Raw genomic sequence first — 24,737 nt, forward strand, 5'->3', positions numbered from 1 at the left:
TGCCGTACGTACCGGCGTCGCTGCCCGCGCTCGGTCGGCTCCTGACTTCGGAGTTTTGGAGGTCTTGATCGGTGGCGTGGGGTTCGGTGACGGCACGGACGACAGGCTCAGGGCCGGATCTGGCGGGTGATCGAGGGGTCGGTGATGGCGGTGTCGTTCGCCAGCAGGAAAGCCTTGCTGAGGATGAGCGCCAACCGGCCGTCCTCCTCGAAAGGGAGAAACAGCCCCGCGTGGGGGTCAACCGCGGAGACGATGCACAGGTAGGCGTCGTTGGGTTCCATCAGGATGTTCGCCGACCCCAGGTGGATCTTGTAGGTGCGCAGGTCGCCCTGGACCACCAGGAAGCGGTCGGTCATGGCGCACCGGTCGGCGATAGCCGTTCGCCTGATCAACCGAGACAGCACGTCCCGGCGCACCTCGGCGGAAGGCGGCAGGGCCGCGAACGAGCCGGTCCGCCAGTAGTCCCGCAACCGGTCCGGCCCGCTGTCGGCCCACTGGGGATCGGCCGTGATCGAAGTGACGGCAACGAACAGGTCCACGTCCCGCATCGCCTCGCTGAACACCAGCGCCGGGACCTCCGTCAACGGCGCTTCGTGCCACCTGCCCTCGGCCGGCCGGTGGAAGCGGACCTGGTCGGTGACCGCGTAGCCCTCGTCGTACAGACCGTGATCCAACGTCGCCCGCCACCGTCCGCCGGTCAGCAGCCGCTGCGCCTCCCCGTCGGCGCCGCCGTCCCACGGCCCCAGGAAGTTGGACTGCCAGCCGCGCTGCTTGAACAGCGCACGAAGTTTGCGGTAGTCCACCACGTGCCCGGCGAACCGGTTGGAGTAGGTCCCGGTCGCCTCCTCGGCGGGGGTGAGCAGGTAGACCTCGCGGAAGGCCTGCTTGTACGGCTGGCGCAGCTCCTTACCCTGCACCACCTCCCGCCAGGCGCGCACCTCCTCCAGGGACGCGCCGGCCGGATGCCACAGCCGCACAGGCACGTCCGGCACGATCAAACCCAACTCGCTGCGCCACACGCCCGGCGAGACCTCGAAGTCCCAGATCAGCCGATCGGTGACCGGGTGACCCTCCAGCTGCCGGTACGGCGGAGTCGTCTCGCTGGTGTATCCGGCTTCCAGTGCCCTGATCAGGGTGGCTTGCTGCTGCCGGGTCTGCTTGGCCAGCTCGCGCAGCCGCTTGACCTCGTCGGGGTGCTCCCGCCTGGCTGCCGCTGGGACCGCTTTCAGCTTCTTGTCCCCGTGCCACCACGACAGTTCGACCTCGCCGTCGGTTGAGATCATCGCCGTGTGCTCGCCGACGGCCTGCCGTACCCGCCCGTCGGGCAGGCGGAACGCCACCTCCAGCCGGTTGGCCAGGGCGGGCTCGATGCGCTTGAACATGCGGTCCAGCTGCTTGGGTACCCCGGCGTGCCGGGTGGTCTGGCGGGCGGTCCGCAGCGCGGAGATCGCCTCGGGGGTCGGGTGGTCCTCCACCGCGCGGGCGATCTCGAACAGCAGTCCTTGGGAGGGCAGGGTCTTGGCCTGGGTGGGCGCCACCGCGATCCCGCGCAGTAGCCTGTCCAACAGCCCGGGCAGCCAGGGCTCGTCCCGGAAGAGCGCTAACCGTACGGCCCGGCCGATGGTCGCCTTCTCCTCGTCATCGAACGCCTTTTCCGCTTTGTAGGGAATCTCTCCGGCGTGGATCGCCGCGACACGGGCCTCGGCCGCCTCCAGAGCCGTCCGGGCGAAGTCCAGGTAGCCGGGCAGGCCGCTGAGCCATTCGGTCACGCCGGGCAGCGGTGGGGCGCCAAAGTAGGGCAGTTCCCTGACTGCCTCGGCGAACAGCGCCCGCAGCTCCACGTCCCAGCCGAGCAGCACCTCCATCTCGGCGACCGCGATCGGCCCACGCTCCTCGGCGAGCTGGGCGCTCACCTCGGCGTCCATACCCGCGAGCCCCGCACTCACCAGCACGGAGAAGGGGTCGCTCGGTCGTCTCCCGTCCCGCAGCAGGAATCCGACCAGCTCGCGGGCCGGCTCGGCCAGCCGCTGCCTGATCTGCTTGTCGATCGCGTATCGCGCCGATGTCGAGACCGGCGTGCCCAGCCCGACGCTCAATTGGGAGGCGTCGGGCCAGTACGTGGGGTCATTCGCGGCCCCGGTGAGCAGATCGAGCAGGCGTTTCGCCAGGGGGGAGAGGTGCATGCCGATGGTCCCTGTCAGAGGTGGATCTGGCGGGTGATGGACGGGTCGGTGATGCTGGTGTCGGCAGCCAGGAGAAAGGCCTTGGACAGGATGATCGACAGCATGCCGCCGTCCTCCTCGAAGGGCAGGAAGACGCCCACGTCAGCCGCCGACCAGCGGGACGAGCTTGACGAAGGAGACGACCGGGTCGGCGATGAGGTCGATCTCGGTGTCCAGGTCCTCGATCTGGCGGTCGCCGGCCAGCAACAGGAAGCCGTTGCGGGCGAACGCGGCCTCGGCGGCGTCGGCCTGACGCTCCCAGTTCAGCTTGCGCGCGGTTCGCATCCGGTAGCCGTTCAGTTCGGCCTCGGCATCGCTGGGCTTGACCAGGCCGCGAAAATGGCGGGAGGGGGCGGCGTTGTATCGGGCCACCTCCTCGCGTACGCGCAGCCGTACCAGCTCCCTGGCCGAGATCCGCTCAGGCAGGTCCGGCAGGGAGAACTCCTCTAACGCTCGTCCTGTCGCCGTCTCATCGCGAAAAGTCACCAACGCCATGGAAAACCGCTTCCGTGTGAAGATCGGATAATGGCGTATTCATAACAGCGGTGGCCGACAGAATCGCGATCCCGGCCCGTCGTTCAGGGCTTGGCGGCGGAGCGGCGGCGCATGAGCAGGCCGCCGATGCCGGCCGCTGCCATCAGAGCGCTGCCCGTCAGCACGAACATCCGGCCGTCCGGACCGGCGTCGCCGCCCGCGCCCGTGTCGGCTCCGGCCTTCGGGGTTTTCGAGGTCTTGGAGGAGGGTTTGGTTGACTTGGGAGTTGAGGTCGGGGTGTCTTCGGGATCGGGAGTGGGGGAGGTGTTGCTGCCCGCGCCGATGGTGAGGGGGTACGTCTTCAGGGCGGAGGCGCTCTGAACCTCGCACTTGATGGTGGGGACGGTCGGTGAGGTGCCGATGTTGATGGCCCCCGGCTTCACCGTCGCCGAGCCGGAATTCTTGGACTTTGTCTTCATATCGACGCTGGTGGGCAGCGTGATGGGGTCGTCTGCGGTGACGGTTGCCAGTTCGCCCACTCCGTCTGCGGAGGTCAGTTCGGAGAGGCCGGAGATCGAGGCGTACGCGTACAGCTTGCTGCCGGCCGGGAGCCCGGTGGACGGGGCCTCGAGTTCGGAACCCGTCTCATAGGTGCCCGCCCAGCCGATGGAGAACTGTTCGCCGGCCTTGGGGGTGCTCGTCGGCATCGTGAGCGTGACCCGGATCTTGACGGTCTGGGGGCTGGCTTCCGTGCCGGTCCTGCACGAGTAGGTGACCACGTCGCCGGCTCCGGTCCCGCTGCCTTGCCCGACCGTGACCACCACGCTCGTCGTGCTGGTCGTCGTGCACGAGGTCACCTCCGACGGCGCGCTGGCCAGGCTCAGCTTCAGGCTGCCCTGGTCGGTGGCCCCCTTGACGGTCACTTCGCCACCCGTGGTGGCGGTTACCGACACCGTGCTCGTCACCTGTCCGGCCAGCACGGACGTGGATCCGGTGGTGACGCTCGCGCCTGTCTTTTCGAGATCCGTGTGCGTCCCGCCGGTCACCGCGAGTTTCCCGGCGACGTGGACCTGCGTGGTGGTGGTCGGCGCCGTGCGCAGGGTAAGGGCGGGGATTCTCCACTTGACGTCGAACGTGCCAGTCGCCGTATCGGGCATGGTGAGCAGGACGCTGAGCGATGTGTCGGTGAACGGGCCGCCTGTACAGGTGTAGGCCAGGGTGAGGGTCTTGTCGGCCAAGGCTTGGGCCGGAGCCGGCAGGGCTAACGCGATCACCGCGCCAACGAGCCAGAGAGCGGACGTGCGCCTGACGAAGCGGCGCCACACCCTGGATGCCGGCAACTGTCTCATCCCCATCCCATGGCTAAGTCAAATGACGTATCAGAATTGCAGTCCTTGGTCACGATTGGGTTGAGATGGGCGGTAAAGGAGGGGCCGAGGCCGCCTGGGTTCCCGGGGGCCTCACGTAGCTGTGGCCGACCGCCGAGGTCCGGGGCGAGCTCAAGGCCGGGTACGGGCGGCCACGGTGAGGCCACGGAGACGAGCGAGGAATGCCTGCCCGTCTGAGCCGGAGTCCAGAGGCAGCAGGTACGAGCTGGCCTGGCCGTGCCCCAGCCAACGGGCGTGAACGAACACGCCGGTCTCACCGCGGTGCACCTGGGGGTTCAGACCCTCAAGGACAGCGTCGGCCAAGGGCGCGCCGAGCCGTACCGACTCGCCGTCCATCCGGACCAGCACGATCACCACGAACGTGTCGGTGACCACTGCGGCGGCTCGGTTCTCCACCGTCATCGACGCGGATGCCAGCCTGCGGAAAAGCCCACGCCGCGACTGCTGCAGCGGAACGCTGTGGGTCTCGCAGCAGATCCGCGCCGACTCACGCAGATCCCCAAGGAGGTGTTGCTGGGCGTAGCCGTCGAGGAGCTCCTGCAGTCGTACGTCAAGGTCGTCGACCGCGCACAGCCGCGTCGACCTGTTGTAGGAAGGCGTGATCACGGAGGAACTTTAGGACCGCTGCCTTTACAGCTACTTGAATCGGGGCGGCCTGGTTCTGCTGCTGTACGGGACCGCTCACCACCGCCAGCGCCAGAAGCGGTGCTGGTGCCGGACGAGCAGTCGGCCGGCTCGCTGCTTGCCGCGGACCACGAAATGTCGCCCGTATCCCGGGATCGGCGAGCTCGGTACATCCCGCACCTTGGAGGGGCTCGCGATCAGCTCGACGTTGTCGATGTCCACGGAGGCGCCGGGCGGCAGTATGAGCGTGGTGGAGCCCGCCCACACGTCCAGCTCGATCTCCACGACCTGATGGGCCATGACGGCATCGGTGAAGTCCAGCTTCACCGCCCCGGCCTTGGCCGACACCCGCAGCAGCCGGGGCACGACCCATTGGCCGCGCCGCTTGAGAGCAGCCGCTGTGGAGCGCAGTTCGCCGCTCTCCGGTGCCGATGCCGCCACCCGGCTCCCCGGCAGGTCGGCGACGAACAGCTCGGCTTCGCCGAACGTTCGGGCGCCGAGCACCCCGCTCAACCGCTGCTCGAACTCCTCCATCGTCAGCCGCCCCTCGCTGACCGCCGTACGCAGCCTGCCCGCGACTCGCTCGCGATCCGCGTCGGACATCCGCGACTCTGGCGGCTGCGGGCCTAAATCTCCGCTCACGCCGCAACTCTAGATAATGGGGGACGGAATTCCGCGCCATCGGTCGGTGAACGTTGCGGGCGATGTGCCGCCGTCCTCAGGGCGGCGGCAAGCGGATCAGTAGTGCCAGGGGAACGGCGACCAGTCAGGAGAGCGCTTTTCCAGGAACGAGTCGCGCCCCTCTGCGGCCTCGTCCGTCATGTACGCCAACCGCGTCGCCTCGCCCGCGAACACCTGCTGCCCCACCAGCCCGTCATCGATCATGTTGAAGGCATATTTCAACATCCGCTGAGCCGTAGGCGACTTGCCGTTGATCTTGCGGCCCCACTCGAGCGCCGTCTCCTCCAGCGCGGCATGGGGTACGACGGCGTTCACCATCCCCATCCGATGCGCGTCGGCGGCGGAGTAGGTGTCGCCGAGGAAGAAGATCTCGCGGGCGAACTTCTGCCCGACCTGCCGGGCCAGGTACGCCGACCCGAAGCCGCCGTCGAAGCTGGCCACGTCGGCGTCCGTCTGCTTGAAGCGGGCGTGCTCCTCGCTGGCCAGCGTGAGGTCCGACACGACGTGCAGGCTGTGCCCGCCGCCCGCGGCCCAGCCGGGGACCACGCAGATGACGATCTTGGGCATGAAGCGGATCAGCCGCTGCACCTCCAGGATGTGCAGCCGGCCGGTGGACGCCGAGCCGTCGGCGTACTGGTAGCCGTCCTTGCCCCTGATCCGCTGGTCGCCGCCCGAGCAGAAGGCCCAGCCGCCGTCCTTGGGCGAGGGGCCGTTGCCGGTGAGCAGCACGCACCCCACGTCCGTGGTCTGCCTGGCGTGGTCGAGCGCGCGATAGAGCTCGTCGACCGTCTGCGGCCGGAACGCGTTGCGCACCTCTGGGCGGTTGAAGGCGATCCGCACGGTGCCCTGGTCGACCGCCCGGTGATAAGTGATGTCGGTGAAGTCGAATCCCTCGACCACCTGCCACGCCTTCGGATCGAACAGTTCGGAGACCATGGGGCGAGCCTAACGGATCTGGGTTTCCGCCCATTCGGCCCACTGGCGCTGCGTGGTGGCCAGGCGCAGGCCGTATTCCATCGCGATCCTCCCGTACACCGACAAGTTGTCCTGCCCGCTCTCCACGAAGTCCCGGATGCTCTCGATGTGTTCCAGTTGCTTGGCCATGATGTCGGCCTGCCGCCGCAGGTACTCCTTGGCCTGCTGCGCATCCACCTGGGCCAGGAAGAACACGCGCAGGAGCATGTCGCTGCGCGCGACCCTGACCGGCTCCACCTCGGTGATCCAATGGCGTAGCTCGGCCAGGCCCGTGTCGGTGAGCGCATACTCCTTGCGGCCGCGCGCTCCCTCGGCTGACACGCTCACCAACCCGGCGCCGGCCAGCTTGCCGAGCTCGGCGTAGAGCTGGCTCTGCGTGGCCGGCCAGACATTCGCGAGGGAGACGTCGAATATCTTCATCAGGTCGTAGCCACTCGCCGGTCCTTCGGAGAGCAGGCCGAGCACCGCGTGTCGAAGACTCATGTTCCTATATTGACATATCGACGCCGCAGGTTCTACCTTCGACATGTCTACATAGGAACGTCATGAGGAGCTCTAGATGCGCGGTCTGCTGGGATTCTCCCCCTGGATCCTCTACGCGATCATCGCCACCAGCGACGAGTGGCGCTGGGGCGCCATCACCGGCCTCGTCATCGCGCTGGTCCTCGTGCTCGTGGACCGCCGGTCGGGGCGGGCCTGGGACGAGATGGTGATCGAGTCGAGCGCCGCGGTGTTCTTCGCCTGCCTCACGGTCCTGTCGCTGGTCGATCCGCATTCGTTCCTCACCCCGTACGGCTCGGCGCTGGTCAACGTCTGGCTCGCGGGCACCGCCTGGGGCTCGCTGGCCATCCGCAAGCCGTTCACGCTCGGCATCGCGCGGACCATGGCGCCCAAGGAGGTCTGGGAGTCCCCGGTCTTCTACCGGATCAACGTGGTCATCACGCTGGCCTGGGCGATCGCGTTCACCGTCGCCGCCGTCTCGCTGACGTTCGTGCTGTCCGCCGCGCCGCACGCGACCGCCGTGGTCATCGCCATCAAGGTGCTCTCGTTCGTCATCCCGGCCGTCTTCACCGCCCGCTACCCCAAGGTCATCCAGGCCCGCGCCCGCCGTACGGCCGCCACCAGCCCCAGCGCAGGCGCCGACAAGTAAGAGCACCCCCGCCGTCAGGTGACGTCGCGCCGGAGGGTGAGAACCCTGGCCGGCAGCACGGTGCGCGGAATCGGCGGCCGATGTCCCTCAACGCGCTTTCCAGGGGTTCTGGAAAGAGACTTCGGGGTTGGCGGTGGACGGGCCGTCCAGCAGCTGCTGGTGTTCGCCTCGTAGGTGCTGGTCGAAGAAGGCGCCCACGTACGCCGTGGTGATCTCGCCCGACCGCTTTCCGGGGAGCGGTGCGGTGGGGTCGGTGATCCCTGCCTGCCCGCCCAGGATGGGCAGGTCGATGAAGGTGAAGTGGCCGGAGTCGGCCACTGTCAGCCAACGCTTCCAGCCGTCCAGGCGTTGCCAGTCTCGCGGCCAGCTCGTGTCGGTGGAGTCGGGCGAATGCTGGGCCTTGGTGCCGAGCATGAGGAATGGCCGTTTGCCGAGGCCGGCGTTCGGAACCGGCGCGAAGAACGTGCCGTCCATGTTCGCCCCGGCGCGAACACGGCGGTCTGTTGCCATGACGCTCGCCGCGGCATTGCCGCCGAGCGAGTGACCGGCGGCGCCGATCCGCTGCGGATCGATCATCTTCCAGCGCTTCCAGACGGGTGCATGCCCGCCGGCGCGGGTCAGTTGGTCGATGACGAAGGAGATATCGGCTGCCCGGCCGGCGGCTGCCTTGCCCAGCAGCTTCTTCTCCTCCTCATCGGAGGGAGCCTTCTCCACCGTCTCGCATGCGACGCAGGTCAGGGTGCGTCCGCCGGGGAAAGTGGTGCCGTACGACTCGTAGGCGTGATCGATGAGCGCGACGACGTAGCCCTTGGAGGCGAGCTCCTCGGCGAGCGTGGTCAGGGTGGCGCGGTTGAGGGTGAAGCCCGGGGAGAGCACCACCAGGGGGTGCCTGCCGCCGACGGGGCGGGCGCCGACGCGTGCGTTGGTGCGCGTGTCGGCGAGCAGTTCGGCCTTGAAGAGGGTGTCGAGCTTCTGTCCCTTGAGAAGGAGCCTGGCCTCGTCCATGGTCATGTACGGAGCGGCGCTCCCGCTGGTGCCGGCCGGGTAGTACATGGACACCATCAGCTCACGCGCACCCGCTGCCGGCACCCACAGGTCGCGGCGCTTGCCGTCGACGAGATGCAGGGTGTCGCGCCCGACGCCGTACTGACCGGTGGGGTGCGGGATCGCGAGGCGCACGTCGGAACGGTCCGCAGAGGAGGCCGCGGCGGCCGGGAACGACATCGAGGCGGCCGTCGCGACCGACAGAGGCAGGGTCAGAGTGAGGAGGACGGCCGCGACGTTGCGGGGAGTTCTGATCATGGGGCAGGAGCGTAGGAAAGATCCCGAGGCACCCGACACTGCCGAAAGACCAGATCGTGCTCCTACTTTCGTCAGGTTGACACGACTCGCGCTCTGAAGAGTCCGCCCTGGTCTGCGGGCTGTGCGGGTGAACTCCTGGTCAGGGGACCTCGGCGCGTAGTTCGGCGAGGAGTTCGCCCTGGTCGGCGAGCATGTCGGTCAGGATGCGGCGAGCGGCTCCGAGCAGGTCGGCCAGCTCGGGAGTGGCCAGCGTGTAGACGACGGTGCTGCCCTCGCGGATGGCGCTCACGATCCCGGCTCTTCGTAGCACCGCCAGTTGCTGGGAGAGGCTGGACGGCTCGATGTCGATCTGGGCCAGGAGTTCCCGGACGGGAAGCGGGCCTTCCTGGAGTAGCTCCAACACTCTGATGCGAGCGGGGTGGCCGAGTGTTCGGAAGAAATCGGCCTTGGCCTGGTTGACCTCCACGTGCATACTGCCAGACTAATCCAGCGCACTTGCATAATTCTTCAGGTCGTAACGTTGTTGGCTAAGATGACAGCGGGGACTAGGGAGTAGCCATGGGCCGAGGAAGAGCCAAGGCGAAGCAGACGAAGGTCGCTCGCCAGCTTAAGTACACCGATCACAACATCGACTACGACCGGCTCCGCGAGGAGCTGGGCGCCGACTCGCCGCATGACGAGATGCACCCGACTACGGCGTCCGAGCAGGAGTCCGAGCACGCGCGCTGACGCGTGTCAGCTTCGCAGGGGCAAGGGTGACGAGCTTGAGCCGCCTGGCCTCCGGCGCCGGATTCGGTGCGGAGAGCTCCAGGCGGTTCAGCACCTCTCGGAGGATGACGCGCATCTCCAGGAGGGCTAGCTGGGCGCCGACGCAGAAGCGTCGGCCGCCGCCGAAGGGCATCCACGCCTTGCCGTGGGCGTCCGCGCCATCCAGGAAGCGTTCGGGCCTGAACTCCTCTGGTGACGGCCAGACCGACGGGTCCTGGTGGATGAGCGCGATGAGCGGTGCCGCGTACCATCCGGCGGGCACCTCATAGTCGCCCAGCCGGAGCGGGGCGTCGACCAGCCGGGGCGCCTCGAAGACGACCGGCCTGACGCGCAGTGCCTCCTTGACCACGGCGTCGAGATACTCCTCGTCGTGCGGCAGCCGGTCGAGCGCGTCCGGGGTGCGCAGCAGTCGTTCGAACGCCCACGCCAGCCCGGTGGCCGTCGTCTCGTGACCGGCGATGAGCAGGGTGATCAGCTCGTCGCGCACCTCCTGGTCGCCGAGCTCGGTCTCCAGCAGCCTGCCCAGGACGTCGGTGCCGCCTGGCTCGGCGCGTCGCCGGCCGATCTCGTCGAACAGGATCTCGTCGACCGCTGCGCGTAACCTCACGAACCGCCCGTACCGCCCGTACGGCGCGAACGGCAGGCGCCGCGTGACCTCGCGCAGCCGTGGCGGCAGCAGCATCAAGGACGCCGAGCCGCCCACCTCGATCAGCTTCGGCAGCAGCACGCGCAGCCGGTCGAGCCGCTGGGCGTCGCGGATGCCGAAGATCAGCCGGATGATGACCTCCAGCGTGATCTCCTGCATGCGGTCGCGTAGCCCGAACGGCCTGCCGAGCGGCCAGGTCGCGATCTTCTCGGCGGCGATGGCGGCGATCTCGCCCTCGTACCCGGCGATCTGCTTGGCGCGTAGCGGCGGGGTGAGCAGTCGCCGGTGCCGCCACCACGGCTCGTCGTCCAGGGTGAGCAGCGAGTGCGCGCCGACCATCGGTTCGAGGAAGTCGCGCCGGACCCGGCCGGCCCGTCCGCCGCCCTGGTCGAGCTGGTAGACCTGCTCGGCCAGCTCGGGGGTGGTGACGTAGACCTCGGGAGGGAAGCCGAAGAAGCGCAGCGTGAAGATCGGCCCGTACTTGCGGTGGCACTTCTCGAAGGCGCCTACCGGGTCGGTCAGGAGCCAGGCGGTCTGGAGCAGCGCGGGGAGTTTCGGTCCAGGGGGGAGCATCTTTCTACCTCCGTATATATACGTACGTCATATACGCTCGTATATATCGATAGCATAGAACGCGTGTCGAGAACAGAGCTCGGTGGATACCGGGAGAGACTCCTGGCCGCAGCCGTCAACTGCCTGCAGGAAAAGGGCTACGCCCGGACGACCGCCCGCGACCTGGTCGCCGCGTCGGGCACCAACCTGGCCTCCATCGGCTACCACTTCGGCGGCAAGGACGCCCTGCTCAACGAGGCGATCGTGAGCGCCTACGACGCCTGGATCGTGCACGTGGAGGAGTCGGTCTTCGGCGGTCCGATGGCCGGACCGAGGGAGATGCTCGAACGCGCCATGGTGGCTCTGGTCGACGTGTTCGCCGAAATGCGCCCGCAACTGGTCCTGGCCGTGGAGGCCTACCCGGCCGCCCTGCGCGAGGACCTGCTGAGAGAGAAACTGGCCGCCGTCTACACCAGGGCCAGGCGGGCGGGCATCGACATGATCAACAGGGCGGCGGCGGAGCTGGGGGTGCAGCTGCCGTTCGCCCCGGACGCCCTGATCTCGGTGCTGATCGCGATCTCGGACGGCCTGATGATCCAATGGCTGCTGGACCCGGAGAGCACCCCGGACGCCCACCAGGTGGTGGAGGCGCTGGCCGCGCTGTCGGCCTTCATCGCCTGATCAGGACGCGGCGCACGTGTCGTGGGTCGCGTCGAAGCCCTTCAGCGACTCGGTGTCGTTGGTGGCGAGGGGCTTGGTGCCCTTCCAGTCGTCGCCGAGCACCAGCACCAGCCGGCTGGTCTGCGCTGCCGCGACCAGCTTCGTCCTGGAGACGAGCAGGTCCTTCGTCAGGGTCGGGACGCCCGTCTCGCCGTTCGGTCCGTAGAAGACGGTCGTCTTCGCCTGCGGCTTGCGGGGCGTGTCGCCGATCTTGGTGATGTGATACCCACGCTGCTCCAGCGCGGCGGCCACCTGCGTGCCGAGACCGCTGCGATAGGTGCCGTTGCGCAGCTCGATCTGCATCTTGGATCTGGACACCTTGGTCTGCCCGCCCTTGACGCCCTGCACGCTCTCGTCCTTGGACACGATCTGGAACAGCTTCCCGGCCTGCGGCTGGACCCACTCCACCCGCCCCGGCTGGGTGAGCGAGTAGTGCCACGGCGTGGTGATGAAGCGGATCTGTCCCGCGTTGAGGCCCTGCAGGCTGACCGCCAGGTCCTTCATGACGCTGGGCGTCAGGCCGGGGTCGGTGGTGACGGCCTTGGTGCCGGCGTCGAGGAATCCGAAGAGCTTGGCCGGATTGGTGAGCGTCTCCCCGCTCATGACCTTCTTCACCATCGACGCGATGAACATCTGCTGACGCTGGATACGCCCGATGTCGGAGCCGTCGCCCAGGCTGTAGCGGGCCCGGACGTAGCCGAGCGCCTGCTCGCCGTTGACCGTCTGCCGCCCGGCGGCTAGCTTGAGCAGCGCCTTCTTGTCGTCGACCGCCTCGGGCAGGCAGATCTCCACGCCGCCCACCGCGTCGACCATGCTCTTGAAGCCGGTGAAGTCGACCTTGACGAAGTGGTCGATATGGATGCCGGTGAGCGTCTCGATCGTCTTCCAGGTGCAGGCGATGCCGCCGGAGTTGAACGACTCGTTGATCATGCCCAGATGTGGCTGCTGGCCCGCCAGGCCCGTCTTGGCGCGGCAGGCGGGGAGCTGCACCAGCGAGTCGCGCGGGAAGCTGACGACCATCGCGTTGTCCCGCTTCGACGAGACGTGCGCGAGCATGATCGTGTCGGTGCGCTCGCCCGCGATGCGGCGGCCGTACTTGGCGTTCTTGCCGTCGCGCTGGTCGGAGCCGACGATCAGCACGTTCATGGCGGTGCCCGCGATCTTGGGCGGGCGGGTCGCGCCGAGGTCGTCGGCCGTGACGTCGTCGTGCTTCAGGTTGCCGGTCAGCTTGACGACGACGCCTACCGTGACGCCCGCGATCAGCAGCACGACCGTCACCCCGATCGCGATCACCCACCGCAGCCAGCGCTTGCGGCCGCGTGTCGGCGCGTGTGGGGACGGCGGCGCGTCCAGCAGCCCGTTGCTCACATGTCTCCCATGGGACAGGGCCGCGGGCCGCTGCCCATGGCCAAGACCTCCGCCGTACAGATCTCGGCCGGCTGGACGTGCAGAGTGTACTAAGCCGGATCGTGTGAGATCCGTTGTTCGGGCAGTCCCAGTCGCAACGACACGGCGCCGCGCAGGTCGAGCCAGGCCGCGCCGGGCCCGCGGACCAGGCGCAGCACGACCTCGTCGCAGCCGGGGCAGCGCGCGACCAGCCCGGGTTCGGGGCCGTAGACGCGGAGCGAGGCGATGGGACCGGTCAGCCCGCAGCTCGCGCACCGGCCGATGGCCGCGGTGATGTCCACGGCGAAGATCTCGCCGAGCGGGCCGGCCAGGGCGTTGCCGTCCAGGTGTTCGGTGGTCATGTCAGCCTCCGGTCGGGCCGAAGCGTTCGGTCCTGATGTGTTCGGGCGCGTGCCCGAGTGCGAGCAGAAGGTCGGCCGCCGCCTCGACGAACCCCGTCGGGCCGCAGACGTAGCACTCCGGCTCGAAGCCGGCCGGCCAGCCGCCTTCGGCCAGGTCGTCCAGCAGGATGCGACCGGCCGGACGCGGCCAGCCGTCCGGGACGGCCCGCGTGTAGAGGTAGCCGACGTCGAGCCCGGCATCGGGGCGGCGCAACTCCTCGGCGTAGTAGCGGCGGCCGGGATCGCGCAGCGAGTACAGCAGCCGGAACGGCACGCGGCTACCCGCCTGGCGGCGCGCGCGGATCATGGCCATCAGCGGGACGATGCCGGAGCCGCCGCCGACCAGCAGCACCGGCGCCTTGCTCTCAGCCCGCCAGACGAACCAGCCGCCGACCGGCCCGCGGATCTCCATCTGGTCACCGGGTTCGATGATCTCGGTGAGGTACGGCGAGACCTCCCCGTCGGGCACCCGTTCGACGGTGAGCTCGATCGTGTCGCCATCGGCCGGCGCGGCCACCGAGTAGCTGCGCTGGGTGCTGTAGCCGTCCTCGGCGGTCAGCCGTACGTCCACGTGCTGGCCGGCCAGGTGTCCCGGCCAGCCCGGCACCTGGAAGACCAGCGTGCGGGCGCTGTCGGTCTCCTCGCGCAGCCCGGTCAGCCTGGCGGCCCGCCAGGTCAGGCGGCGCACCTAGTCGCCCTCGTAGCGCTGCTCGCGCCACGGGTCGCCGTAGTTGTGGTAGCCGGCGGTCTCCCAGAATCCCGGCCAGTCCTCTTCGAGCAGCCGGATGCCGCGTACCCACTTGGCCGACTTCCAGAGGTACAGGTGCGGGACCAGCAGCCGGGCCGGACCGCCGTGGCGGGGTTCGAGCTCCTCGCCGTCGTACTGGTGGACGATCCACGCCTTGCCGTCGAGCAGGTCCTCCAGGGGCAGGTTCGTGGTGTAGCCGCCGTACGAGTAGACCAGCGCGTACTCGACGGCGGTCTCGACGTTCTCGAACAGCGTGTCGAGCGAGACGCCCTGCCAGCCGGTGCCGAGCTTGGACCACTTGGTGACGCAGTGGATGTCGACCGTCGGCGTCTCCTGCGGCAGCGCCATCAGCTCCGCCCAGGACCATCGGTGGGTCTGTTCGGCCTCGGTGTCGATGGCGAACTCCCACCGGTCCAGCGGGACCCGCGGCGTCGGCCCCGCCGACAGCACCGGGAAGTCGTCGACCAGGTACTGGCCGGGCGGCAACCGGTCGTCGTCCGCTCTGCGCCGGCCTCGGAAGCCGCGCGAAATGATGCTCACCGGCACTCCCTTCAGCGATGCGCCAGATCACGTTCGTACGTTCGGAAGGCCAACGCACCTCGCCTGGCGCGGCTTATGCCCAGTATGTCGCGTGGGGCCTCAGCCCCTTGGCAGGACCAGGCCCGTTTCGTAGGCGAAGACGACGAGCTGGGCCCGGTCCCGAGCGTGCAGCTTGGTCATGGCCCGGCTGACGTGGGTCTTGGCGGTGGTCGGGCTGATCACCATCTGGGTGGCGATCTCGTCGTTCGACAGCCCCTTGGCCACCAGCGCCGTCACCTCACGCTCCCGGTTGGTGAGGATCTCCAGCCTGGCGGGCGCGGGATTCGGGCGGCGGCCGACGTACTCGCCGATCAGGCGGCGGGTGATCGCGGGCGAGAGCAGCGCGTCGCCCCGCGCCGCCACCCGCACGCCCTGGAGCAGGTCGGTCGGCTCGGTGTCCTTCACCAGGAAGCCGGCCGCGCCCGCCCGCAGCGCGTTGTAGACGTACTCGTCCAGCCCGTAGTTGGTCAGGATCACCACGTGTACGCCGTGGAGCCGCTCGTCGGCGGCGATCCGCCGGGTGGCCTCGATGCCGTCCATCACCGGCATCTGCACGTCCACGAGCGCGACGTCCGGCCGGTGCTCCAGCGCCAGGGCGACGGCCTGCTCGCCGTTGGCGGCCTCGGCCACCACCTCGATGTCGTCCTCGGCGCTCAGCAGCGCACGGAAGCCCGCCCGGATGAGCGCCTGGTCGTCGGCGAGCAGTACGCGGATCAAGATCGTCCTTCCAGGGGGAGTCCGAGGGGGACGCCCGCGGGGGATTCGGCGCGGACGGTTGTGAGCACGCCGGGGAGTTCGGTGGGGAGGTTCACGGGGAGTTCGGCGCGGACGGTGAATCCGCCTTCCGGCCTGGCCTCGGCTCGTAGTCGGCCGCCCAGGGCCGCGACTCGCTCGCGCATGCCCAGGAGCCCCACACCGGGCACGTGGGTCGCGTCTCCACCGGCCCGGCCGTCGTCGTCGATCTGCACGACCAGCTCGTCCAGGCCGTAGTCGATGCGTACCGCCGCCGACGCGCCGCCCGCGTGCCGCGCGACGTTGGTCAGCGCCTCCTGCACGATCCGGTACGCGGCCCTGTCGACCTCGGCGGGCAGCGACCCGCGCGTGCCGGTGATCAGCATCGTGGCGGGCAGGCCCGCGGACCGCGCCCGGTCCAGCAGGTCGTCGAGCCGGTCCAAGCCGCTACCCGGCGCCTCACCGGCATCGGCGTCGGGGTCACGCAGCACCTCCAGCGTCGCCCGCAGCTCGCGCATGGCGTCACCGCTCGCCTCCTGGATGGCCAGCAGCGCCGGCGGCACTTCATCGCCGCGCTTGCGCGCGAGGTGCACGGCCACACCCGCCTGCACCTTGATGATCGAGATGCTGTGGGTGAGCGAATCGTGCAGCTCTCTGGCGATGCGCAGCCGCTCTTCTCCCGCCCGCCGCAGGGCGACCTCCTCGCGGGTGCGCTCGGCCTCGGCGGCCCGCTCCTCGACCTGGTGGAGGTACGCCTGCCGGTGCCTGCTCACCGTCGCGGCCACGCCCGCGGCGACGAACCAGCCGATCAGCAGGCTCGTGTTCTGGAGGATGCTCAGGGCGGGCTGGTCGGTGGTGGTGGCCAGGTCCGCCGCCAGGCTGCCGCCGAGGAACACGGCTCCCGCGCCCGCGGCCACCAGCCGATGTCCGGCATTGACCGTCGCGAACACGCTCACAATGACGGGAAAGGCCGCCGTCGGGCCCGGATGCGCGTCGACCGAGAAGACGAGCATGCAGGCCGTACAGATCACCAGCGCCACCACCGGCGCCCGGCGGACGAGGAGGAGCGACAGCGAACCGGCTACAACGACGACATAGTCCAGTACGCCCGTGCCCGGCGTCGACAGCGCGACCACCAGCAGCATGACGGTCAGCGCCACCGAGACGGTCGCATCGGCCGCGAACGGCCGCCACCGAGTGCTCATTCCTGCACAGTACGACGTTTCTCGATCTCCCTCCTCCGCACCAGGTCGGAACCGGCGCTACTCCCTGCGTGGTAGTCACGCCCGGCCCGCGGCCCCACGTCGTAGTCACAGGTGTCTTCCCCGGCACGACGACCCGGGCGAGGGCGGCCAACACCATCTCGGTCATGACACCGAAGTTCTTCCCCCTGCTACGCGCCATGGCCATCCTGCAGGCCGCGCTGTGATGGCCTTCACCCGTCCGGAACCGTTGGACATGGCGTTTCCCGGGCAGAGGAACAGCGACGCCGGCGGAAGGTGAGTGGAAACGATGAGCGCGCGTGCAGTGCGAATCGACACCATCCGGCACCTTCATTGCACCGTCCTTCGAGCGAGCGGCGAGCTGGATCACGCCGGTCGGGCGCGTCTGAGCGCGCGCATCCAGGAGGTGTGGGACTGGTCCGACGGGCCCATTCTCGTGTTCGACCTGGCTGACCTGGTGTTCTACGACTCTTCCCTGGTGGGGGCGCTGGCGGTGGCGTTGCAGCGCGTACGGGCCACGCGGAGTGGCCGGATCATCCTGGCGAATCCTCCAGAACGGTTGGTGACCGTTCTGGAACGTACCGGTCTGCTGCGGTACGTGGAGATCCGCGGTGACGTCCAGGAGACGGTGGCGGAGATCGTGCTCGCGGCGGAGCGAAGCCGCCGGGAAGGCGCCGGTGGCGCGCCCATGGGAGGCCGGGCGGGTGTCGGCGGCGTGCCCGAAGCCCGGGCGGGTGCCGGTGGCGCGTCCGTGGCCCGGGCGGGTGCCGACGGCGCGTCCGTGGCAGGCCGGGCGGGCTCCGGGGGCGCGTCCCAGGCAGGTTCCGGCGGTGCGCCCGGGGACGAGGGCCTCGACGCGCGGAGCTCTCGAACCGTCCTGCCGTATCTGCCGTATCCGCGGTAGGACGCTCTTCCGAGTTATCCACAGCCTGCTGAGCTCGGGCCTGAGCGTCCTGGCGAGTGTGCTGGAATTTGCGGGTGACTTCGGAGACGCGGCGCGGAAAGGCGCCAGGCCGGCTCGCGCAGCCGGCCACGGCGGCGATCGGCGCCTCGATCCTGCTGACGATCGCCATCGGACTTATGGGCCCGTCCGTCCTGGTCCCCGCGCTGAGCGGCCCCGCCTGGCAACCGCCCTACTCCCTGCACCTGGATCCCGGTCCCCACCTCGTGGTGGGCCTGGCCGCGGCCGCGATCGTGCTCGGCGCGCTCGGCTCACTGGGTCTTCTGCTCGCGCTCACCCGCGCGTCCCCGAGCGGCTTGCTCGCCACCGGTCCACCGGGCGCCGAGCCGCCATCTGGCGCCGGGCAGTGGTTGCCGGACCCTCGGCTGCTGGTGCGCCTCGGCTGCCTGGCCGCCGCCCTGCTGGCCTTCCTACCGCCCTCGGGCTCCGGCGACCACCTCAACTACGCCGCGTACGGCCGCATGGTCACGTTGGGCGTCAACCCCTACACCCACGGCGCCGTCGACCTGCCGACCGACCCCATCGCCCGCGCGGTCGAAGCCCCCTGGCAGGAGGAGCCGAGCGTTTACGGCCCCGTGGCGACGGCCGTGCAGGCCCTGGCGAGCTGGATCGGCGGCGACTCGCTCCGGCTGACCATCTTCGTCCTGGCTCTGGTCAACGCGGCCGCGTTCATCGCGACGGGCCTGCTGATCGACCGTTTCACCGAACACGATCCCGCCAGGCGGCTGCGAGCGGCCCTGCTGTGGACGGCCAACCCGCTGCTGCTCTACCAGTTGGTCGCCGGCATGCACATCGACACCCTGGCCATCGCCTGCATGGTCGCCGCCCTCCTGGCCAGGGGCCGCCCGGCCGGCTCCGGGCTCCTGCTCGGCGCCGGCGTGGCGGTGAAGATCAACTCGGGCCTGGTGGCGCTGGGCCCGGCCTGGGAGCTGCGCCGGCGGCCCGCCCGCCTGGCCCTGATGGCGGGCACCGCCCTGGCCGTGGTGGTCGTCGGCTACGTGATCGTCGGTCCGGAGGCGCTCGGCCCGATGACCCGCACCAGCAAGTCGATCTCGCTGGCCTCGTTCTGGAAACTCGTCCAGGGCCGGCTGCAGTCCATCATCGGCGAGGGCAGCGCCTACCGGGGCGAGATCCAGATCGGCTCGCTGCTCGTGCTCGCCCTGGTGGCCTGGTCGCTGTTCCGCCTGATGTCCAGACTCCACGCCTCGGGCTCACCGCACCCGCTCGCATCTCCCGGGTCGGCCGGGCTGAGCGCCCCCGTGGTCGCCGTCGTGATCGTCATCGCCTACCTGTTCGCGACGCCGTACATCCTGCCCTGGTACGACGGGCTGGCCTTCGGGGTGCTCGCCCTGGTCGGGGCGTCGGCGCTCGACGGGCTGCTGCTCACTCACCTGCTCATACTCTCCCTCGCCTACCTGCCCGCCCGCGTCCTCGACCACGTCATGCCGCAGGACCTCGACTGGCTCCGTACGGTCGTCAGGTCGCAGATCGCCCCGTGGGCACTGATGGTGCTGACCGCTGCTCTGGTGTGGTGGGCGTGGCGAGCTGCAGGGCGCGTACGGAAGCCGCGAGCGTCAACGGCACCGCCACCGTGAGCGCCATGGCCGGGATGGCGATGCCCGAGTCGTTGATGAGAAACCCGATGAACGCACACGTGAGCGCCCCGAACAGTCCTGCCCGGAGCGTCGGCGCGAGCGCGTACGCCTGACCGAGCGCGGGAGCACCCCAGCGCGACGGCCGATTGAGCACCCAGAAGAGGAACGCGAGCGCGACCAGCGAGAGCAGCGTGAGAGACCAGTTCCCGACGGTGACGCCGATCATCGCGCTGAACTTGCGCCAGACCACCGTCCACGCCTGACCGTCGATGATCTGCTGCACGAAATTACCCAGGTGAGTGCGCTGCGCCGCCGGCCGCAGCCAGTCGAAGAGGGAGATCCCCCCGATGAGGACACCTCCCGCCACCCCGACCAGCAGCAGCTTCATGATCGAGACCCGCCGCCCGGCCAGCAGGATGAGGAAGACCGCCAAGCCGATCACGAAGGCCGGCACCCCACCGAAGTCCGCCCCCCACGACGGCCACCCATCCGCGAACACCGCCAACCCCCCATAAGCGCCACACACCAGCACCGTTACAAACCTCGACACCCCCCTCCTGAGCAGCCACTGGGCAACCCCCGCCAACCCGAGCACGGTCCCCGTCGAGTAGACGGCGAAGGCGATGTTGGAGAACCCGTAGAACCGCCCCCCGGTGACGGGCTCGTACCCGGTCACCGCGTTGACCTGCAACGTCGACCCGGTCATGACGTCGACCAGCAGAGCGACGGAGGTGACGCCCGCGACCACGGCAAGAGGCCCGAGCACGTCCGCCCGCCACGGCCCGGCGAACGCCAGCCCCGTGATCAACCCGGCGATGGCGAGGATGGTCACGATGACGCCGAGCATCGGCGAGGGCAGGGCCCACCACGGCACCAACTGCGCGAGGAACGTGGAGACGGCGATGGCCCCACTGACCACGGCCACAACCTGCACAACCGCCAGCAGCCGAGAAGCACTCGCCGGCACCGCCCCCACCGCTGACGGCCCACCGACACCACCGGCACCACCGCGAGTCTCCGCAGAGATGTGTCTCGCAGACCCGGCTCCTACGGCCGCCGTTTCGCCGGACGAGATGCCCGCAGCTCCGGTTCCAGCGGGCGCGGCCTCTCCGGGCGAGGCGCCCGTTGGCGTGGGTCCGGCGGGCATCGACGCTTCGGATGAGATCCCCGTAGATCCGGCTTCAGCGGGCGCGGCCTCTCCGGGCGAGATGCCCGTTGGTGTGGGTCCGGTGGGTGTCGCGGCTTCGGATGAGATCCCCGTGGGCCCGGCTTCAGCGGCCGCCGTCTCTGCGGACGAGGCCCCCGTGGGCGTGAATTCGGCAGGCGGCGCTTCACCGGGTGAGATTCCCCCAGGCGTGGATCCGGCAGGCGCGGGCCGGGCGGGGGCGGCACCCTCGATCCCGTCGGCGCCCTCAGCAGAGTCCGTAGTCGGGGTGGGGATTTCCCCAGCGGAGGCGGAGCGGCGACGGCGGCGGAGGGCCAGGGCGGAGAAGGCGTAGAAGACCAGTTGGACCGTCACGAACACGGCGAAGAATGGGCCGCGGACCTCGCGGAGCACCTGGCTGGCCAGGTCGCTGTCCGACAGTTCGTTGACCGTGTCGGCGGGTGTGGCCGAGGTTTCCGTGACGTCGCTCTGCCAGGCGCGCCCGACCACCTCGCGGGGCGCCTCCAGGCCCAGCAGTTGGATCACGGTGGCGGTGAGGTCGGTGATCGTGACCAAGGCGTCCTGGCGGGTGGATGTCGCCGTCAGGTAGCCGTGCAGATACGGACGGCCGCTCGGGGAGGGGCCGGTGGCGATGGCGACGTGGAGGTGGGGGTTCGTGGTGATGTCGGAGATGCCCGCCACCAGGACGGTCGTATCGTTCGGCAGCTTGCCGAGCAGGGCGCCGATGCGGCGATCCGCCTGCGCGACGGCGGCCTGTCTCGTGGCGGTGGGGAGAGGAGTCGGCACGCCGTACTCGTCGAGCGGCTGACGGGCCCAGGCGGCGGCGAGGTCGGGGGCGTCCAGGACGATCAGGTTGTACGGAGTGGGGTCGCCGAGCGCCTCCGGGGTGTCGGCGTATTTGGCGATTTTTCCGGTTGTGTCGGCAGCGCCCAGTGCGGCGCCGGGGCCGATGGCGGCGACCTTGCCGCCCGAGGACATCACCAGCCCGCCCAGCGTGCCGAGCCGCGCGTCGTACCCGGTCTCGGCCTGGTACGCGACCAGCGCCGACCACCCCGGGACCGTGGCGCCCTCACCGGCACCCCGGGGCGCCGGGATCGCAGGACAACCACGCCCGGCCGTACCGGACCGCTGGCCCGCCGACACGGTCAGCCACCCGGCCATCGGGCAGGTGACGCCACGGTCGGGCGGTGGCACAGCACGCGTGGAAAGCGACGCGGAGCCGCCCTGGGCGACCAGCTTCCACAGGTTGGGGGTACGGGTTTCGTCCAGGTCACTCCACTGGAGCCCCGGCACCCCAATAAGGGCCACACGACCACGCACGGAGGCGGAGGCGGTGTCCGAGCTGGGTGCGGGGGTGGCGAGCAGGGTGGAGGCCGAGGTGTGGGTGGGCGTTGCCGCGGCGGCTGGGCGTGCGCCGAAGAGGGGCGCCAGAACGGTGGTGAGGAGCAGCGCGGCAACGACGTGTGTGGCCGAGCGGCGACGGTGGGGGTGCAGGTTCGAAGGGGGGTCTTGAGGGCTTGGGTGTGGGGTTGCCGTCGGGGTCGGGCGAGGGGTGGGGCGGGGGTTCGGGGTGGGGGAGGGCGTGCTGAAGGTGGCATGCGGCATGTGCGGGACCCCCAGTACGACGCGCTCGATCAACAACAGCCACGGTAACGTGCCACACCGTGACAGGTGGCAGGGCGAGGACGATCCGGCGGCAGTGGTGGGCGTGGGCGATTGCCGTCCTGGTCATCGCAGTGGCCGTCGCACCGCTGGTGCAGCAGTGGCTGACGAATCCCGACGATCAGCGGCTGGTCGATCTGGATGTGTACCGGACCGGCGGGCAGATGATCCTCCAGGGTCGGCCCGTCTACGAGTTCGCCACTCCCGCGCCTCAGTTGCTGCCGTTCACCTACCCGCCGATCGCGGCGATGCTGGCCGTACTGCTGGCCAAGATGTCCTGGGACACCGCCCAGTGGGTGTGGACCGCCGGGGTCTTCCTGTCGCTCGCCGTCGTGGTGGCGTACTCCTTCAGAGGGGTGCTGGGGGGACGCGGGACCGAGGACGGGGCGAACGGCGCGTCGGGGACGGCCGGAGCAGAGCGCGCGTCCGGGACCGACGCGGAGACCGGCTCGTCCACAGAAGCGCTGGGGCAGGGGGTGGCCGGTGGAGGGGTGGAGCGGTACGCGCCGTGGATCTTCGCCTTCCTCGTGGTGGCCTGCGCCTATTTGATGCCCATTCGCGACCAGGTCCGGTTCGGCCAGGTGGACATTCTGCTGGTCGCGTTGTGCCTGGTCGACTGTGTGGCCAGGCGGCCGTGGTGGCCGCGGGGGTTCCTGATCGGGCTGGCCACGGCGGTGAAGCTCACGCCGGGCGTCTTCCTGATCTACCTGCTGGTGACGCGGCAGTGGCGGACGTTCTTCATGGCGGCGTTCGCCGCGGCGCTGCTCACGCTGCTGCCGTTCCTGGTGATCCCGCACGACGCGGCCGGGTTCTGGTTCTCCGCGCTGTTCGATCCCGGGCGGCTCGGCGCGAACGAAGCCACCACCAACCAGTCGATGCGCGGCATGCTGCTGCGCCTCTACATGAACGACACGGTGACGTCCGTGATCTGGATCGGCCTGGTGGCGGTCGTGGGCTGGCACGGCTTCCGCGGGGCGCGTGACGCGTATCGGGCCAAGGATCCGATGACCGCCGTCGCGCTGGTCGGGCTCATGGCCGTGCTGCTGTCGCCGGTCGCCTGGATCCACCATCTCGCCTGGGTGGTCGTGGTGCTGGGGGCCATCGTGGGTGACGGGCGGGATCCGGTCAGGGTGCGGGTCGCCGTGGGGGTGTGGTTGTACTACGTGCTGCCTGTCCCCTGGTGGGGCGTGGCGTTGAAGGTGGCGGGTGTGCCGGTGCTCGACAAGATCGTGCAGAACGGGTTCGGGCTGGGGGCGCTGGGGCTGGTCTGGTTGTTGGTCGCCTGGTTGCCGAAACGGCGCGACCTGGCTTGACGACACATTACTCTCTGTTACGTGCTGATTACCGTATGGATTATGGTGGGTCTCGTTGCCGGGGTGAGCGGCGTCTGCCTCGGCTTCCGGGCGCTCAAGCAGGCCAGGGCCGCGCTCGACGAATGCCGACAGCAATTGGTCAGGCAGACGAGCGAGGGCAAGGGCGATCTCAAGGCCATCCGCGACGTGGCCGTGTGCCGTTACGACGCGCTTGAGGAGATGACCGGGAGGTTGTCGTTCTCGATCGCGATGATCAACGGGTTGGGCGATGGCATCGTGCTGACCTCGATCAACGGACGGTCCGAGACCCGCACCTATGTGCGGCCGGTGGTGAGCGGCAAGGGGGAGGAGCCGCTGTCGCCGGAGGAGGAGCAGGCGGTGCGAGCCGCCCGGCTGGGCCACGGCCCGCTGATAGACGCTCAGGCGGGCCGGTGGTGAAGAGGGCTCGGCTGCGAGATTTCCGTGTGAGTAAAGGTTCATACGCTGCCCGGTAACCTGCGGATACTCTGTACGCATGCCCAGACTCGCCTATCTCGGACCGGAGGGCACCTTCACCGAGGAGGCCCTGCGACTTCTGGAGCCCGAAGCCGAGCGCCTGCCCTGTGCCAACGTCGCCGCCGCCCTGAACGCCGCCCGCGACGGCGAGGCCGACGGCGCGGTCGTCCCGCTGGAGAACTCGATCGAGGGCGCGATCACGACGACCCTCGACGAGTTCGCCTGGGGCGAGCCGCTGCTGATCACGGCGGAGCTGCTTCTTCCCGTGCGCTTCTCGCTGCTGGCCAGGCCCGACACCGAGATCGTGCACATCAAGCGGGTCTACACGCATCCGGCGGCCATCACGCAGTGCCGCGCGTTCTGCGCCCGGGAGCTGCCCGACGCGGTCGTGGTGGCGGCGCCTTCGACGGCCGCCGCGGCGCAGGAGGTCTCGCTGCCCGGCTCGCCGTACGACGCGGCCATCGCGGCGCGCATCGCGGGCGAGCACTACGGGCTGGTGGAGCTCGCCGACGACATCGGCGACCGCGACGACACCGTGACGAGGTTCGTCCGGGTGAGCCGTGCGGGCGCGCTGCCCGCGCCGACCGGCACCGACCGCACCTCGCTCGTGGTGTTCCTGGCAGACGACCACCCGGGCGCGCTGCTGGAGATGCTGACGGAGTTCTCGGTACGCGGGGTCAACCTGACCCGCATCGAGTCGCGGCCGACCGGCAACGGCATCGGGCGCTACTTCTTCCACTTCGACTTCGAGGGTCACGTCGCCGACGCCCGCGTCGGTGAGGCCATTTCCGGTCTGCATCGCATCTGCGACGAGGTGCGCTTCCTGGGCAGCTACCCGCGTGCCGACGGCGTCGCTCCGCAGATCAAGAAGGGCACGGCCGACCCGGAGTTCGCCGAGGCGGGAGACTGGCTGGCCCGAATCCGGGCCGGACGCGTCTAATCCGGAGGCGGGCGGTCACCGGGCGCCGGTAGCCT

27 protein-coding genes are annotated in these 24,737 nt (G+C 69.6%); 9 read left to right on the plus strand and 18 right to left on the minus strand.

What is annotated here, in order from left to right; translation table 11 throughout:
* Positions 1-107: 107 nt before the first annotated feature.
* The 8 genes from AB0F17_RS46920 to AB0F17_RS46955 form a co-directional block, all read right to left on the minus strand.
* Entirely contained in the window at positions 108-2,183 is a 2,076-nt protein-coding gene (locus AB0F17_RS46920) for a DUF4132 domain-containing protein (RefSeq protein ID WP_358037204.1), read from the minus strand.
* A 14-nt stretch (positions 2,184-2,197) separates the two neighbouring features.
* On the minus strand, positions 2,198-2,323 hold the full coding sequence (locus AB0F17_RS46925) for a hypothetical protein (RefSeq protein WP_358037207.1): 126 nt from the start codon (positions 2,321-2,323) through the stop codon (positions 2,198-2,200).
* Position 2,324: 1 nt separating this feature from the next.
* Positions 2,325-2,717, minus strand: coding sequence for a hypothetical protein (locus AB0F17_RS46930; protein WP_358037211.1), 393 nt, complete (start codon positions 2,715-2,717; stop codon positions 2,325-2,327).
* Positions 2,718-2,800: 83 nt separating this feature from the next.
* Positions 2,801-3,970, minus strand: a complete 1,170-nt coding sequence (locus AB0F17_RS46935) for a hypothetical protein (protein ID WP_358037214.1) — start codon at positions 3,968-3,970, stop codon at positions 2,801-2,803.
* Between the two features lie 225 nt (positions 3,971-4,195).
* On the minus strand, positions 4,196-4,690 hold the full coding sequence (locus AB0F17_RS46940) for a hypothetical protein (RefSeq protein ID WP_358037216.1): 495 nt from the start codon (positions 4,688-4,690) through the stop codon (positions 4,196-4,198).
* Positions 4,691-4,765: 75 nt separating this feature from the next.
* Positions 4,766-5,350, minus strand: a complete 585-nt coding sequence (locus AB0F17_RS46945) for a DUF1707 domain-containing protein (protein WP_358037219.1) — start codon at positions 5,348-5,350, stop codon at positions 4,766-4,768.
* Between the two features lie 96 nt (positions 5,351-5,446).
* Positions 5,447-6,325 (minus strand): 1,4-dihydroxy-2-naphthoyl-CoA synthase, encoded by an 879-nt coding sequence (locus AB0F17_RS46950; RefSeq protein ID WP_358037222.1) that lies wholly within the window; start codon positions 6,323-6,325, stop codon positions 5,447-5,449.
* Between the two features lie 9 nt (positions 6,326-6,334).
* Positions 6,335-6,847, minus strand: a complete 513-nt coding sequence (locus tag AB0F17_RS46955; protein WP_358037225.1) for a PadR family transcriptional regulator — start codon at positions 6,845-6,847, stop codon at positions 6,335-6,337.
* Between the two features lie 76 nt (positions 6,848-6,923).
* On the opposite strand from AB0F17_RS46955, the gene AB0F17_RS46960 reads away from it, so the two are divergent.
* Positions 6,924-7,514: a hypothetical protein gene (locus tag AB0F17_RS46960; RefSeq protein ID WP_358037228.1), complete on the plus strand. Its 591-nt coding sequence runs from the start codon at positions 6,924-6,926 to the stop codon at positions 7,512-7,514.
* An 87-nt stretch (positions 7,515-7,601) separates the two neighbouring features.
* On the opposite strand, the gene AB0F17_RS46965 is transcribed toward AB0F17_RS46960, so the two are convergent.
* Together AB0F17_RS46965 and AB0F17_RS46970 are read right to left on the minus strand one after the other, a co-directional pair.
* Complete coding sequence (locus AB0F17_RS46965) at positions 7,602-8,816, minus strand: alpha/beta hydrolase (protein WP_358037231.1); 1,215 nt, start codon at positions 8,814-8,816, stop codon at positions 7,602-7,604.
* 139 nt (positions 8,817-8,955) lie between these two features.
* Positions 8,956-9,288: a metalloregulator ArsR/SmtB family transcription factor gene (locus AB0F17_RS46970; RefSeq protein ID WP_214635030.1), complete on the minus strand. Its 333-nt coding sequence runs from the start codon at positions 9,286-9,288 to the stop codon at positions 8,956-8,958.
* A gap of 86 nt (positions 9,289-9,374) precedes the next feature.
* Here AB0F17_RS46970 and AB0F17_RS46975 point away from each other — a divergent pair, with 86 nt between their 5' ends.
* Positions 9,375-9,545, plus strand: coding sequence for a DUF3073 domain-containing protein (locus AB0F17_RS46975; RefSeq protein WP_358037235.1), 171 nt, complete (start codon positions 9,375-9,377; stop codon positions 9,543-9,545).
* Here AB0F17_RS46975 and AB0F17_RS46980 read toward each other — a convergent pair.
* On the minus strand, positions 9,508-10,803 hold the full coding sequence (locus AB0F17_RS46980) for a cytochrome P450 (protein ID WP_358037238.1): 1,296 nt from the start codon (positions 10,801-10,803) through the stop codon (positions 9,508-9,510). The two genes, AB0F17_RS46975 and AB0F17_RS46980, sit on opposite strands and share 38 nt — an antisense overlap.
* A 63-nt stretch (positions 10,804-10,866) precedes the next feature.
* On the opposite strand from AB0F17_RS46980, the gene AB0F17_RS46985 reads away from it, so the two are divergent.
* Complete coding sequence (locus AB0F17_RS46985) at positions 10,867-11,463, plus strand: TetR family transcriptional regulator (RefSeq protein WP_358037241.1); 597 nt, start codon at positions 10,867-10,869, stop codon at positions 11,461-11,463.
* On the opposite strand, the gene AB0F17_RS46990 is transcribed toward AB0F17_RS46985, so the two are convergent.
* From AB0F17_RS46990 to AB0F17_RS47015, 6 genes are all read right to left on the minus strand, one after another.
* Entirely contained in the window at positions 11,464-12,870 is a 1,407-nt protein-coding gene (locus AB0F17_RS46990; protein WP_358037244.1) for an LCP family protein, read from the minus strand. It abuts the gene before it with no gap.
* Between the two features lie 89 nt (positions 12,871-12,959).
* Complete coding sequence (locus AB0F17_RS46995; protein ID WP_358037247.1) at positions 12,960-13,250, minus strand: DUF6510 family protein; 291 nt, start codon at positions 13,248-13,250, stop codon at positions 12,960-12,962.
* 1 nt (position 13,251) lies between these two features.
* Positions 13,252-13,977 carry a ferredoxin reductase gene (locus AB0F17_RS47000; protein ID WP_358037250.1) on the minus strand — a complete coding sequence of 242 codons (726 nt, stop codon included), beginning with the start codon at positions 13,975-13,977 and terminating at the stop codon, positions 13,252-13,254.
* Positions 13,978-14,577 carry a sulfite oxidase-like oxidoreductase gene (locus tag AB0F17_RS47005; protein WP_358037253.1) on the minus strand — a complete coding sequence of 200 codons (600 nt, stop codon included), beginning with the start codon at positions 14,575-14,577 and terminating at the stop codon, positions 13,978-13,980.
* A 99-nt stretch (positions 14,578-14,676) separates the two neighbouring features.
* A complete protein-coding gene (locus tag AB0F17_RS47010; RefSeq protein WP_358037256.1) occupies positions 14,677-15,333 on the minus strand; it encodes a response regulator transcription factor in 657 nt (218 codons plus the stop codon).
* On the minus strand, positions 15,330-16,553 hold the full coding sequence (locus AB0F17_RS47015) for a sensor histidine kinase (protein ID WP_358037259.1): 1,224 nt from the start codon (positions 16,551-16,553) through the stop codon (positions 15,330-15,332). The genes AB0F17_RS47010 and AB0F17_RS47015 overlap by 4 nt, the downstream gene beginning before the upstream one ends.
* Positions 16,554-16,621: 68 nt before the next feature.
* On the opposite strand from AB0F17_RS47015, the gene AB0F17_RS47020 reads away from it, so the two are divergent.
* The 3 genes from AB0F17_RS47020 (at position 16,622) to mptB (ending at position 19,127) form a co-directional block, all read left to right on the plus strand.
* Positions 16,622-16,777: a hypothetical protein gene (locus AB0F17_RS47020; RefSeq protein ID WP_358037262.1), complete on the plus strand. Its 156-nt coding sequence runs from the start codon at positions 16,622-16,624 to the stop codon at positions 16,775-16,777.
* Positions 16,778-16,860: 83 nt separating this feature from the next.
* On the plus strand, positions 16,861-17,475 hold the full coding sequence (locus AB0F17_RS47025) for an STAS domain-containing protein (protein ID WP_358037265.1): 615 nt from the start codon (positions 16,861-16,863) through the stop codon (positions 17,473-17,475).
* 74 nt (positions 17,476-17,549) lie between these two features.
* Positions 17,550-19,127 (plus strand): polyprenol phosphomannose-dependent alpha 1,6 mannosyltransferase MptB, encoded by a 1,578-nt coding sequence (gene mptB, locus AB0F17_RS47030; protein WP_358037268.1) that lies wholly within the window; start codon positions 17,550-17,552, stop codon positions 19,125-19,127.
* On the opposite strand, the gene AB0F17_RS47035 is transcribed toward mptB, so the two are convergent.
* Positions 19,009-21,930 carry a hypothetical protein gene (locus AB0F17_RS47035; RefSeq protein WP_358037270.1) on the minus strand — a complete coding sequence of 974 codons (2,922 nt, stop codon included), beginning with the start codon at positions 21,928-21,930 and terminating at the stop codon, positions 19,009-19,011. The genes mptB and AB0F17_RS47035 overlap by 119 nt on opposite strands.
* Positions 21,931-21,956: 26 nt before the next feature.
* Between AB0F17_RS47035 and AB0F17_RS47040 the strand changes: the two genes are divergently transcribed.
* From AB0F17_RS47040 to pheA, 3 genes are all read left to right on the plus strand, one after another.
* A complete protein-coding gene (locus AB0F17_RS47040) occupies positions 21,957-23,267 on the plus strand; it encodes a glycosyltransferase 87 family protein (RefSeq protein ID WP_358037273.1) in 1,311 nt (436 codons plus the stop codon).
* Between the two features lie 42 nt (positions 23,268-23,309).
* Positions 23,310-23,705: a DUF4446 family protein gene (locus tag AB0F17_RS47045; RefSeq protein ID WP_358037276.1), complete on the plus strand. Its 396-nt coding sequence runs from the start codon at positions 23,310-23,312 to the stop codon at positions 23,703-23,705.
* Positions 23,706-23,781: 76 nt separating this feature from the next.
* On the plus strand, positions 23,782-24,702 hold the full coding sequence (gene pheA, locus AB0F17_RS47050) for a prephenate dehydratase (protein ID WP_358037279.1): 921 nt from the start codon (positions 23,782-23,784) through the stop codon (positions 24,700-24,702).
* Positions 24,703-24,737 lie beyond the last annotated feature (35 nt).

This window comes from Nonomuraea sp. NPDC026600, from assembly GCF_040638335.1.
In the GTDB taxonomy this organism is placed as follows: Bacteria; Actinomycetota; Actinomycetes; order Streptosporangiales; family Streptosporangiaceae; genus Nonomuraea.